The following is a 13,904-nucleotide window of genomic DNA, read 5'->3' as shown; positions in this document are numbered from 1 at the left end:
ACCATATCTTAAAGGAGCTACTGAGAGTTTGCAGTTATTAAAATACTCCGAAATATCGGGTACATGACCTGTGATGATTACATCCTCAGATGATAAATTCAAAATTTCTTCCGGGGCTTTACTCCCGATAACAAAAATTTTAATATCATTCACTTGTTGCTTGATTAGAGGAAACACATCTTGCACAAAATAAAGCACTGCATCTACATTTGGAGGATGTTGGAATCCACCTATAAATAAGATATTTTTTCTGTCCTCAAATCCTTTAGCTGCACCATATATATCTCTGGGCATATTAAAAAATTCTATATTTTGTAAGTCAGGATTTTCCCGTTCCAACATTTGTTTTTCCATCATACTAACAACCAATGTGCAGTCTGCTTTTGCCATTAACGCTAATTCTCGCTCTTTTGTCTTCATTGCTTTTTCAGATAGTTCAAAACTATTTTTGAGCTTGGCTTCTCTTTCCTCTCGTAGATAGTGTAAATCAACTGTGTCGTATATTATTTTTGCTTGAGGTGCAAATTTTCTGACGTTATCTATGTGTTTTTCAGTAAATTCTAATCTGGCTAAGTAGACGACATCATACTCACTACCATAAGCTTCTAAATGAGATTGAATCGAAGTAACATAAGAACAATATAAACACTCTACTCCTAATCGTTGTAAATCTTCGGTATACTTTTCAACATACAATAAGTTGTCCGGCGCAAAAGTAACTTTGTAATTCAGAGATTGAAAGATTTTAATTAAGTTAAAAGCTGTAACTGAACCTGAATCTTGGTCTGGGGTTAACATACAAGCGTCTATCATTAATAGTCGCTTTTGTACAGGTCTTTCTCGCTCTAAATGAGGTTCAACTGCATTGGGTCGATGAAGCTTTAAAACATCCTGCCATTTTTCAATGAATTTTTGATGATTAACAACCTGATATTTTTTTACCCCTTTTGTTACGTCTTTTCCTGAAGATATTCCTTCAAAATGAACAATTTTTGCCAAGGGTTGATATAAGACTTTATATCCAGCCTTTCTTACTTCAAATGCTAGGTCAGTATCTTCATAATAAGCAGGTTTATAACGAACATCAAAACCTCCTATTTCTCTCCAGAGTTTGGTGGGAATCATAATTCCAGCACCCGAACAATAATCTACTTCCCGTAAATAACAATATTCGGGTTTATTTGGATGATCTAATCTGCCATAATTCCAAGCCGAACCATCTTGCCAGATAATCCCTCCTGCTTCTTGCAGTTTTCCATTAGGATATAAAAATTTAGCACCGACTAATCCAGCATTGGGTATCTGCTTGAAGGTGTTTAACAGTTCTTGAAAGCAGTTAGGCATGACGACTGTATCATTATTTAGAAAGAATAAATATTCGCCTTTCGCCAAACTTGCTCCCCGATTACAAGATCCGATAAAGCCCAAGTTTTGTTCGTTAAAAACTGACTTAATTCCAGAGACTTTTCTCAGCACTTCTTGAGTATTATCCTTGGAGTGATCGTCCATTACAATCACTTCAAAAGGCAGAGAACCATCCAAAGTTTCTGCTAGGGATCTTAAGCAATTATAAGTGTGTACAATTTGGTTGTAAACCGGAATAATAATTGAAATAACGGGTCGTTCACTGGTATTTAAGGTTAAGGGTTGGGGTTCTACAAGACGTAGGTATTCAACCATTTCCAATGAATAAGTAAATTCCCGATTTTGTATGGCTATAGCATTCTGTAATTGCCAAGAAATAAAGTCATTATCTGGATGATTATTTAGGGATTCTTGATAAAAGAAAATCGCTTCTTTTAATTTTCCCTTTTTAACACAGGCATTTCCCAACTCCATTAAGTCAAATTTTTCAGATATCTCTGACTTTGCTGAGTCAGCTTGCAATCCCATATTATAAAAAATAATAGCTTCGTCTAATTCATTTTTTATTACTAATAGCTGACATAATTGCAAATATAACTCTGCGTTGTTGGGTTGAATTTCTAAAGCTTTATGATAGAGTTCTACATCATCATGATTTTGCTGTATTGCCTGATGATATAAATTAATTGCTTCTTCTGCATAAAGTCGCATTTGCTGTTGCAAAGCATCCCCTAATTTTTCATAGATTTTTGGTAAATCTGACTCTAGCTTTAGGGCTTTGCGATAAGCTATGACTGCTTCATCCCACTTTCCGAGTTGAGCTAATACCTCACCTAAGTTATAATAAGACCAAGGAAAATCAGGATTAAGTTCAATTGCTTTTTGATAAACTTCTACTGCTTCTTTCCACTGATTTAATCGCAGTAAAGTATCTCCTAAACTGTTATAACTCCAAGAACACTTAGGATTAAGTTCAATCGCGTCTTGATAAGCTTTAACTGCTGCTTGAAATTTTTCTAACTTGAATAACGCATTGCCTAAGCTGTTATGACTCCAAGAAACTTTTGGATCTATATCTATCGCTTTTTGATAAGCTTCTATCGCTTCTTGCCACTGCTCTTTTTGACTTAAAATTTCACCTAAGTTATGATAAGCTTTAGCTAGTTTTGAATCAATTTTAATTGCTTGTTGATAAGCATTAATCGCTTCTTCTAATTTACCTTTTTTAGCTAAGGCAAGTCCAAGATTATAATGAGATAAGGCGGGATTTAATTTGGGTTGTCTGCTATGCTGACTCAAGACAATAGATCCTTTATCGACCAACTGTTTTTCTTGAAGAGATTCGGAAACTTGATCAGATTGACTCAAAGGAGAGACGAGTTGAGCTTGACTGCGGTTAGACATTGAAGTATGGCTCGTAGAGGGTATTGAGCGGACGGGTGGAAAGTCAGTCAGGGAGACCTAAACTTTTAGAGCATCTAATTAATTTATACAGACCCGGATATCGGAATCCGGATCGTTTTTCAATTTTTTGTTTCGACTTCAATATTTTCAACGGATGAGGATTCAGTTTCCGTCAGTTCAATGGCTTGACGATATGCCTCAACTGCTTCATCAAGTAGACCTTTTTCTTGAAGAATATCTCCTAATTTATGGTAGGCTTCCCAATTTTTAGGTTCTAACTCGATTAACTGTTGATAGCAACGAATGGCTTGATCAAACTGAGCCTGAGCGACCCAAATTTCTGCGAGGTTATGATAGGCTGTGGCTAAATTTGGATCGAGATCAAGAGCTTGCTGATAAGCGGTAATCGCGTCTTCCCAATCTTCAATTAGAGTCAGAACTTGACCTAATTTACAGTAAAATTCTGACTTTTGAGGATGATATTCAATCGCTTGATGATAGATAGCGATCGCTTCTTCCCATTGTTGTTTTGTGATGAATATTTCTCCTAAATTTCGATAGGGTTCGAGTTGAGATTGATCGACTTGAATCACTTGTTGATAGCAGAAAATCGCCCAATCAAGCTTTCCTAATGTAATCAAAGCCTGAGCAAATTTTACCTGTTCTTCAATCGGAACATTCTCGGGTTCTAAAGTTAAAGCTTGATACCAACAGTTAGCCCATTCCTCAGCTTTTCCTAAGTGTTTCCAAACTTTCGCCAAGTTGCGATAAGTAGAAGCTAAATTGGGTTTAAGAGAAATCGCTTTTTGATAGCAAGAAATCGCTGAATCCCATTGTTGATCTTTGGCATATAAACTGCCTAAATTAGTATGTACTTCAGCAAAACTAGGATCTAGATTTAGTGCTTGATTGTACTGTTTTTTGGCTTCTTCAACTCGATCTAAACCTTGCAAAGCATTTCCCCACAGTTTATAAGCAATTGCTAAGTCAGGCTGAATTTTAATCAACTTTTGACAAGAAATAATTGCTTTATGAAACTGCTTTTTTTTTAAATAATCTTCTGCTTCTTTGAGATAATAATCAGCATTTTGAAGGGTTTCAGAATATTTTTCAGTTGCGAAAACTTCAACTTTTTCTGATTGTTCTGAAAACTCTATCGTATCAACTTTTGAGTCTAACTCGTGCTTTCCATTTAGATGACCATTGTGACCATTCAAATGTATTGGTGAAATTGAAGTAATCTTATCTAACTCAGAACTCTGATGACCATTATATCCATTCAAGAAGTTATGGTTATTATTCTGAGGTTTACTATCTTTTTGAATTGAGATTGTTGGATAATGAAGTTGTTCTAGTTTTTGTAAATAAAATTCTGCTTCATCAAGTTTACCTTGACGTTTTAAAGCCTCACTCAGATGTTGATAGGCTGCGGTTAAAGTTGAGTCCATTTCAATCACTCGTTTATAACAAGCAATCGCTGATGTAATCTGATTTTGCTTGAGTAAAGTATTTCCTAAGTTAAAATGGTCTTTAGCAGTCGCTCGTTGTGGCTCTAAACTATAAGCTTCATACAAACATCCCGCACTTTCTAAAGGTTTATCAAGTTGTTTCCAAACTTTTGACAAATTCTGATAAACAACTATTGATTTGGGATTAATTTTTAGAGAATGCTGATAATACTTAACAGCATCTTTCCATTGTTGTTGTTGAGCGCAAAGTGTTCCTAAATTGAGATAAACTTCTGCATCTTTCCAGCCAAAATCAATTGCTTTTTCATATAAATTCTGAGCAGACTTTCGATGACCCTGAGCTTGTTCAATTTGTCCTAATATTTTATAAGCAATTGCGGTATCAGGTTGAATTTGAAGCGCTTGCTGACAAGCTTCTATTGCGGCTGGTAAATTTCCAAGTTGAGCCTCTGTTTCTGCTTGTCTAATATAGTATTCAACTTGGGATTTTTGCGAGAGTGATGGAATATTTTGTTGAGGTTGACTTTCTAGAAAAGATTGATGGAGTTGAAGTTGAGAATTAGATAATATTTGGTGTTCAATGTGGTGAGACTGATTGGTACTTGATTCTTGATCTTCGGATTGATGATTAACCTCTTGTAATGAAGAAACTTGGAAAACTGTGTGATTGTTTTTTCCTCGTGTTGGTAACGTTGCTTCTAAAATAGCGGATGATACTTCGGGTTCAGAATTAAATGGTGAAAATAAATTATTAAAGAAGCCTCGTAAACCTTTGAGAGATCTTTTATCCTGTTGAGAGGAGAGTGAATTGATCTCCTCATTTTGCATCTCATATTCGGGCTTGTAACCGGGTAAAGAACCTACCGCATTCAAAGCAACTATACTCTGATATTCCAGCGCCTCTTGACTCAACTGCATCTGGCGTTTCATGGCTTTACCCAAGTATTTATAAGATTCTTGAGAATAAGGATTGGATTGAATCGCCTGACAATAAGAAGAAATTGCTCGTTCAACTAATCCAATCTCAAGTAATGAATTTCCTAAGTGTAAATATTCTTCGGCAGATACAGCTTCTGGATTCAGCGTATAGGCATGAAACCAACATTCTGCGGCTTCTTCTTTTTTCCCTAACTGAGTCCAAGTCCGGGCTAAGTTACGGTAAGCAATCGCTAATCTCGGTTGTAAAGTAATCGCTTTTTGATAACAAATAATTGCGGGTTGCCACTCTTGTTGTTGGGCGTATAATGTACCTAAATTACAAAAGACTTCCGCAAAATCTGGCTGAAGTTGAATGGCTTTAGCATAACAATCTTTGGCTTCTTCAAGTTGACCTTGATTTTGTCGTACATTTCCCAGGATTTTATACGCTTTTGCATTCGGTTTAATGCTGATTATTCGCTGACAAGCTACTGCTGCTTGTTCATATTGTTTCTGAGTATAAAGGGCTTCGGCTCCGTGTAGATAAATATCTGTATCTTCGGAGTTTAAACACAATCCAGATTGAGTGGAAGCTGTAGATGTTTTGATCGCAGGTTTTGCAGGTTGAAGGGTAGAATTGGGTGTTATTTTGTTTTTGTTAAGGTACATAACTGGGTTCGAGATTGGGGGTTTAAAGGAGAGCATGGTTGGGTTTTGGATAATGTCAGCTACTTTCATAACTTTTTCAAGAGATTTTAAGGAAATCAGAATATCTTCAGTTAAAGGGTTGGGATACATCAGCTGTCGAACGGGATAACAGCCAAACTCTTCGCCTTTTATGTAGAAATGTTGCAATTTTAGTTGCTGACTAATGACCCAATAATAATGGCGAATATAGTGGGGTGAAACCAGTTCAATCACTGTTGTTCCCGGACAACAAAACATAATATTTGTTAAACCACTACCATGAGCCGATACAATAATCTCAGCATTGGCAAATAAAGTGGCTTGTTCTTGGACTGACATCGACTCTAGTTCAACTCGAACAAATCCCCATTGACTGAGCCAAGAAACCACCTCTGTTTCGTTGATAATTCGACGATAACTCGCCTGTTCTCGACTGATATAAATGCGAGTGGGTAAGTTCGGAGGATGGGGTGTTTTTGAGTTTAAAAAGAGGCTTCGATGGAAGGCTAATGCTTCAGAAGATAGCCATCCTAAATCGCTCGAAAAAGAGGGAACGATTAATTTTTCAGCTTCGAGATAAGGACAGCGATCACTTTCAATAATTTTTGTAAGAGGAATTCCTAACTTTTCTAAAGTTTCTCGCTGAAAGGGTTGCTGAATACTATTTACAACAAACCAATCTATCTGATTCCAAGCATAACCTCGTTTTCGTAAAATTTCAAGTCTAGGTAAAATATCAACCATCCAGTGAAAATAAACATTTCCCGATAAGCCGGATAAAACGGCAACATTTCCCTCGATTAATTCTAACTTAGATTGTTCTTCTGGCTGAAAATGATTGGGATCAAAATAGGAGTTTGGGAAGCTGTGTTCCTGTTTACAGAAGGGTAATTGACCCGGATAACTCCGAGAAAGTTCAGGGATGAATTGGTGTTGTGCATTCCAAATAGCGATCTGATCACAAACTAACCAATTATTTTTTTGAGGAGCAGCCAAAACTCGTCCATACTGAAATTTAGAGAGACTAACTTGAGGCTCTGAAACTAAAGATTGATCAACAAATTCACAAGAAAAAAGATTTTCTCCTAACGGTTTAATATTGAATTTACTGAAGACTTCTTTGAGACAAATTTGACAGTTTAATCCCTCACATTTTTCTAGATTTGAGTTAGATTCAAGAAGTCCAAGGTTTTGATGATTATGATGATAATTATACTGTTTTTTGGCAGTATTTATCTTGTAACTCTCATCATCTAGTGTAGGATTAATTTCCTCAAGCACTTGTTTAATGACTTGAGTAGCATTCCATTTTCCTTGCTTTTCTAAACAAAAGTTTAGTTGAAAATATGCCTCATTAGACCGAGGATTAATTTGCAGCGATTTGTGATAATAAGGTTCTGCTTTTTGATATTGCTTTGATTCAACTAAAGTATTCCCAAGATGGATATAGGTTTGATTAAGATAGTCAAGAATGCGAGGAAAGTCACTATCAACCTGCAAAGAATTTAAAAAATTGGCACAAGCAATAATTGCCTTTTCAAGCTCATCTTTTCCCGTCAACGACTGAGCGCGACTACAATAGTCATCAATAAATTTATTTTGGCTAAAAATAGCAATTTTTAAGCTAGCGATCGCTGACTTAAATTGACCAATAGAGATTAAACTTTCACCCAAAGCACTGTGGGCAAAAATAGATTCGGGTTGAAGCTTAATTGCACGTTTAAAACTTTTAATGGCATCCTGATGAAGATTTAAAGCTTGAAATGTTTTCCCCAAATTTTGAAGAAAAATATCATTTTTTGGCTCCAATTCAACCGCATTTTGAAAACAAGTTAACGCTTTTGATTCTTGCTTAAACTCCAGTAAAGCCTGACCTAAATTATTGTGTAAAGTTGCTTCCTGTTTAAATTGATTAATTCCACTTTCAAAAATATAAATCGCTTCTTGTATTTCCTGAACAGAAATGAGCAGATAGCCCAGATGATTATAAATATCAATCAAGTAATGACTCTGAGCTTCTGGCGGTAAATTTAATTTTTTTGAGACTTCAATCGCTTGTTTATAGGTATTGATTGCTGAATCAGTTTGACCCTCTTTTTGATAGGCAATGCCTAAATGATAATAAGCTTGAATATAATTTGAATTTTGTTCAATTGCTTTTTGATAACTGTAAATTGCACCCTGAACCTGATTAAGATTATCAAGAACTAAACCTTGGTTCATATAAATCTCTGGCCAAATCGGTCTTTGGCTCAGAGCTTCCTGGTAGTAATAAATTGCAGTCTCAAACTGTCCTTGCTGATAGCAGTTTAGACCTCTTTTTGCGAGAGCTTCAGCGGTATGATGCATGGTATTTAGAGAGACTTAATGAGTGTTGTTGATAGAAGATAGATCTAAATGCTCAGTCTATGTTTTAGAAATTAGATGATTTCAAAGTCATCGAATCCCAGATTAGGTTTGTTTTCCCATTGAGCAATCGGTGAAGCAACGCCTAATTCATCAACGTAATATAATAAACCCTGAGTTTGGTCGTAGATTAAGTTAGCACCTTGAATTTGACTGTTATTTGGATTGTTTGGATCAAAGTTATTAACAGTGGTAAACTTGCTCGGGTCAATGCTACCGTCTAAAGCACTAAAGACAGTATTGGAGAGTTGAATAACATCTTCAGTTGGATCAAAATCTGTCAGTGTATCTGTATTTTCCGATCCAAAGAAAGAGAATGCAAAAGTATCCGCACCTTCACCACCCGTCAGCGTATCATTTCCCTGACCACCGACGAGGAAATCATTTCCAGAACCCCCTTCAAGAAGATCCTGACCTAAACCCCCGAACATTGTGTCATCTCCCATTCCACCCCGGAGAATATCTTCTCCTTGATTTCCAAATAGGAGGTCATTTCCGATGCCACCATCAACGGTATCATTTCCTTCACCGCCAAAAGCAGTATCGTCACCCTCTCCGGCACTGAGGCTATCGTTACCTATATCGCCGAATAACTGGTCATTTCCTTTACCTGCAATTAGGGTATCGTTGTCTTGTCCACCAAATAAGAGATCGTTACCTTCTCCGCTGGAGATCAAGTCATTGCCTTTGTTACCGATGAGGATATCATCGCCTTCGTTATCAATGAGGGTGTCATCTCCATCTCCCCCAAAAGCGGTGTCGTTACCTTCTCCACCTCTGATCAAGTCATTTCCGTCGTCTCCGAAAAGAAAGTCATCTCCTTGATCGCCACTGATTGTATCGTTATCTTTACCGGAAAAGATCAGATCTTCATCAGCCCCTCCATAAATGAGATCTTCATCTTGATTTCCTAAAAGGGTATCGTTTCCACCCAGACCTCTGATGGTATCATTACCCTCAAAGCCAAATATGAGATCATCAAGATCCCCTCCTGAGATCTCATCACCAAAATTTGAACCCAGGAAACTATTAGGTTGTTGAGTTGCGCCTCGAAATAGAAAGCCACCGCCAGGTAATGGCGTAATTTCAGGGGTTGTAATTATTTGGGACATTATTTTCTATAGGAACTTACAGAATTCACACCGTTATGTGCTAAACCAAAGCGTTTATGCAGTAAGCTGTTCCCTGATCAATTTGATAAGTTGAATTAGAAAGTTAATTGGACTACCCTGATATTCTTAAATTCTGCTGCTGATATTTTTACCCACACCTGTATCTATTCTCCAGGATTCATCTCTATAATCCGGATAGTTTACAGATTAAGAAAAATCTTATATTACTGAATATTTAAAAGCGTGTGTTCTGCCCGATGGGCATGGATTTAAGGAACTATCTCCCTACACCTGTATCACTTAAACTCACTATAATTTATATGAGTTTTAGGGAGGGAGTAAATTACTTTAATGTTTTTTATGATAACACTTAATCAACTCGTTGCCACTGTTGAGGAGTCACTTTAAAATTTGTACTCTTGGGGGCGCGAATTATCAGTAAGTCTTCCCAGACGGGATCGAGTTTTAATTGTTCCCGCAATAGCGGTTTTTCTATGAATTTGGCAGTAAAGCGTATGATCGCTTGCGGTTTGATTCCTAAACGACTTTTATCGATCCCGTAATTGCGATCCGGAATCTCCTCTAATTTCTCAGCTAGAGAGACAATTTCTACTGTGGCATAAGTTCCGGCTTTTTTTCCGGAAACCCAAAGCGCGAACCCCCTGACCGATGTTCATTTCTTTACTGTAGCCCGTCACTAACCAAGGCATCTGTTCAAAGTCAGCGATCGCATCGAGGACTCGATAATATTTAGGATTTCCTTTAAATAGCTAGTCTAGCACGATTCTACTTTTATACTTGACTTTTGTAGGGTAACTGATTTGAGTCGTATTGTCACGGTCTGATCTTTTTCCTCTGCCATAAACCCCCCTGAAATGAGTCTGGACGTTCATGGATCAATTCATGGATCAAATATTATCTGTATTTTCTCTGTGATCAGATTGTATTCAAATATTGTGACTCACTCAACTTCAGTCAATAATCTTTCTTTTGGGGGATGCTTCGAGTTGAATAGATGCTTTCTTTTACTTTGCTCCACAGCATTTGTTTTCCTAATTGATCTCTCTTACTCTAGGAGGATGAGAAGATAATTTATATTTATTAAGATATGTGACAGGTTGGTTAAATGACAACTTTTTAATTTTTGCTTTTGACCATATTTCCAATTTTTTTGATATTAAACAGGAGGATGTTCTATGACATTTGCTCAACTCAAAAACGATGTTACTCCCGCATTAAACGAGTTTAAAGGATTCAGCACCGATACTCAACTCGCGCTGTTGTGGTTCCTGTATACTAAGATGGGAAGTTCGATCACACCAGCGGCTCCAGGAGCAGCCGAACCTCCGATTGCAGAAGGATTGTACAATCAAATCAAAGAACTCTCTCACGACGATCAACTCCAAATTCAACGGGATTTCTTAGAACAAAGTAACAATCAAATTGCCCGTGAATATGGAGCCTTAAGCGATAATACTAAACTTTTATTGTGGTATCGTTTAGCTCAGGGAATGGAAACCGGAGAAATCATTCCCATGCCCGAAGGTTATCAATTTGATAAAAAAGCTGATACCTTGTTAGCGGCACTTGAAACCTTAGACTTTGAGCAACAAATCACCTTCTTGCGTAAGGTTGTTTCTCCGACGGGTTCTCAAGAAACATCTCAGGGAAATATATAATTGATTACTCTCACTTTCCCAAATGGATAGATTCTGAGGTTAGATATTCCTAAGCTGAGAAGTGTTACCTCAAATTCTTCCATTAGAATTGTAGAATTTAATGCTCATCACTCCCGGTTTCCTAGAGAAGCCGGGAATTTGTTTGCTGTCTCATCCATTCAATGACAAAACATCGGGCGCACTCAGTAGACACTATGAGTTTGATGGTGATCCAAAAACTTTCAAGAGCGTGAAATGATTGATTAGGCAACAATAGAGAATTCGTTAGGGCTGAGAGGGGGGTTTCCATTGAGAGTCCTCGCAACAGAGAAGTCGGAGAATTGATACCCTCAAATATTTTTACAGAATCTTTAAGTTATAGAGTCTGGAATCAAGTTATTATAAACTCAGAAAAAATACTGAACTCATTATTGATCGACTTGTCTGTAGAGTTCCATCTTTACAAAAGCTTTAAACTTGTCGCTGTTTTTAAAGTTATTGTAAAGTATCTGCTTGAATAAGCCTGAGTTATGAGTTGAGCAACTTCACATCGTCAAACCGGAAAACTATCAACTGTAAAAAATATCTCAAGTTTGTTATAATGTTTCTCGAAAAAAGTGTGGCAGAGAAAAAGGAGTTGTCCAATTAAATTCTGATAATCAGAGTCAAAAGTCCTACACTTCCCACGGTTGAAGATGTTCAAACAATTAAACAGAGTTGACAATCCACTTTTTAATGACAGTATCCCAAGGACGGCTTTCAGCGTTAGCTCGAGAGGTTCTATCTTGAAACCAATTCTAAATCGTGATTTGGAGCTATGAAAGATTTGGAGTAAAACAGAAATAAGGGATTGGGATTCAGTTGAACTCTTGCAGCATCTAGGCAAGAGCTAAAAACTCTAAGTTATTGATCAGAGTTAAGAGACAGGGATTATACATCACCAATAGACTCAATAGAGATAGTGCGGATCATCGGTTGATTTGGCTTTACAGTTCCAAAGTTGGAAAAGGCTTGCACCGAATGCGTGAGTTTCAAGTTCATCATCAACTTGGTATAGACATCCTAATGTACAACAGCAAATTTTTATTGAAAGACAGTTCAATTAAACAGTGGCTTCCCATAACAATCGTGATGGGATTAGCGATTGTGCTGCGTTTCTATCAACTCGGTACCGAGGGGGTACATATTGATGAAATGCTCAGTATCAGAGATTCAGAAGATTTTCAATTCAGCTTTCCCTACAATCGTCCTCTGTTCTATATGCTGCTCAATTTTTGGATGCAGTTTGGAAGCAGTGACGCTTGGCTCAGATCAATGTCTGTGGTGTTTACTATTGGTGCAGTTTGGCTGACCTATCGGCTGGGCTGTCGGGTCGTGGGTGAATCAACGGGAGTGATTGCGGCATTAATGATGGCTTTGTCGCCCTTATTCATCAATCACGCTCAGGAAATTCGGATGTATGGGCTGATTACCTTCTTGAGTGTGGCGGGTAGTTTGGCTTTGTGTCATTTCCTAGAACGTCCAACCTATCTGGCTCTGGGTCTATGGATTCTGGCGCGAATTGGTTTGCTTCTCAGCAATGCCAACAATGTCTTGATTTTATTACCCGATACGATTTTATTAGCCTGGCAGTTTCGCAAACAACTCCATTGGTTTGTGGTATCGGCGGTGAGCATGGGGGTGGTTAGTCTTTCGTTTTTTCCTGTGGTGTTGTCGATGACGGCTGGGGGCGCCTATGGCGAGTATATGGAAACGACGGCCGGTCAGTATTCCAGACCGGGTTTGCTGGCGGTTGTCGGCGAACTGGTTCAAGTGACGGTTTACTGGCCCTTGAGAAACTTAATCAACTCAAATACAATTGCGCTAGAAAACGAGGGGTTGAGTGATACTTCATTATTGAACAAATTATTCTCGACCCAAGCGTTGAGTCTCCTGTTTTATGCAGGTTTTACACTGGTCTTAATTGGGATTTTGGCGGTGGCATTGTACTCCCTCGTCGCCGATCAGCAACGCTCGGAAAAATTGCGCTGGGTGGCATTTTGGGGACTATTGCCTGTTACTTGTACGCTGATTCTTTCCTATATTTCCGATCCGATTTGGAAGTCGCGTTACTTGCTATTTGTTGATCCCTACCTCTTGATTCTCCTGGCGGCTGGTTTTGTAATGATTTGGTATTGGCGGCGATTATTAGCTATGGTTATAGCAGTGGCCTATTTTGTTGCCGTATCGGGAGGCTTATCGGCTTACTACACGACTTCGTACCGTACTGACTGGAAAGGGGCAGTTGAGATCATTGAAGAGAATAAACAGCCCAACGATGCCATTTTAGTTTACTCCATACCTCTGGGGTATGACTACGCCTTCCAACGTTACTATCAGGGTTCGCTACCCGTCTACCATGTGGAGTTTAAAAATCAAATTCCCCAGTTTCAAGCCGATAAACAGTCTTTTCGAGTCCAAGATGGGGCTGAATCTTCCCAAACTCCAGATCGCCTCTGGTTATTGTGTTGGTCTAATTGCAACAAGCAAGCTGCCGAATTGGATCGAATGTCTCAAGTTTTGCTGGGAGAATCCTTTGAGATTCAAGACCGTCAAGTCTTAAAAAGTTTAGAATATGTTTGGATCGATCTTTCTTTGAGAACGCCAAATTCTACTCAATCTTTCTCCCCGCTAGCCCCAGATCAGGGTTCGGGTCAGATCTCCCCAGTTTATACTCGCAGATAAGGCGTTGCTAGAGTCGGAGAATGTAATGGTTCCTCAACCTTTTAATCTAGAAAAAATCTAGTTCTGGTTAGCATCAACTCACGGCTTTCTTTAATACAGATCAGCCACTTTTTATAGACCAAGTTTAACTTAATTATGAATGTAGAATTCTGAATGATGAA

5 protein-coding genes are annotated in these 13,904 nt (G+C 38.0%); 2 read left to right on the top strand and 3 right to left on the bottom strand.

The genetic code is table 11. The features are described 5' to 3' along the window. From M595_RS21255 to M595_RS32775, 3 genes are all read right to left on the bottom strand, one after another. Positions 1–2,769 (bottom strand): tetratricopeptide repeat protein (locus tag M595_RS21255; protein WP_023068513.1); only part of this gene is annotated, 2,769 nt, incomplete at its 3' end. Between the two features lie 119 nt (positions 2,770–2,888). Then, positions 2,889–8,192, bottom strand: coding sequence for a tetratricopeptide repeat protein (locus M595_RS21250; RefSeq protein ID WP_023068519.1), 5,304 nt, complete (start codon positions 8,190–8,192; stop codon positions 2,889–2,891). A 71-nt stretch (positions 8,193–8,263) separates the two neighbouring features. Next, complete coding sequence (locus M595_RS32775; protein WP_023068506.1) at positions 8,264–9,361, bottom strand: calcium-binding protein; 1,098 nt, start codon at positions 9,359–9,361, stop codon at positions 8,264–8,266. A 1,196-nt stretch (positions 9,362–10,557) separates the two neighbouring features. Here M595_RS32775 and M595_RS21235 point away from each other — a divergent pair. Next, positions 10,558–11,040: an orange carotenoid protein N-terminal domain-containing protein gene (locus M595_RS21235; protein WP_023068503.1), complete on the top strand. Its 483-nt coding sequence runs from the start codon at positions 10,558–10,560 to the stop codon at positions 11,038–11,040. A 999-nt stretch (positions 11,041–12,039) separates the two neighbouring features. Beyond that, positions 12,040–13,743, top strand: a complete 1,704-nt coding sequence (locus tag M595_RS21230) for a glycosyltransferase family 39 protein (protein WP_052001835.1) — start codon at positions 12,040–12,042, stop codon at positions 13,741–13,743. Positions 13,744–13,904 lie beyond the last annotated feature (161 nt).

This window comes from Lyngbya aestuarii BL J (assembly GCF_000478195.2).
GTDB classification, from domain to species: Bacteria; Cyanobacteriota; Cyanobacteriia; order Cyanobacteriales; family Microcoleaceae; genus Capilliphycus; species Capilliphycus aestuarii.
Note: the sequence above shows the minus strand (reverse complement) of the source record. Positions and strands in the feature narration are given on the sequence as shown.

Excerpts from the sequence above, each read along its gene's own strand:
- M595_RS21235 (WP_023068503.1), top strand. The coding sequence starts at position 10,558 with ATGACATTTGCTCAACTCAAAAACGATGTTACTCCCGCATTAAACGAG.
- M595_RS21250 (WP_023068519.1), bottom strand. The coding sequence starts at position 8,192 with ATGCATCATACCGCTGAAGCTCTCGCAAAAAGAGGTCTAAACTGCTAT.
- M595_RS32775 (WP_023068506.1), bottom strand. The coding sequence starts at position 9,361 with ATGTCCCAAATAATTACAACCCCTGAAATTACGCCATTACCTGGCGGT.
- M595_RS21230 (WP_052001835.1), top strand. The coding sequence starts at position 12,040 with ATGCGTGAGTTTCAAGTTCATCATCAACTTGGTATAGACATCCTAATG.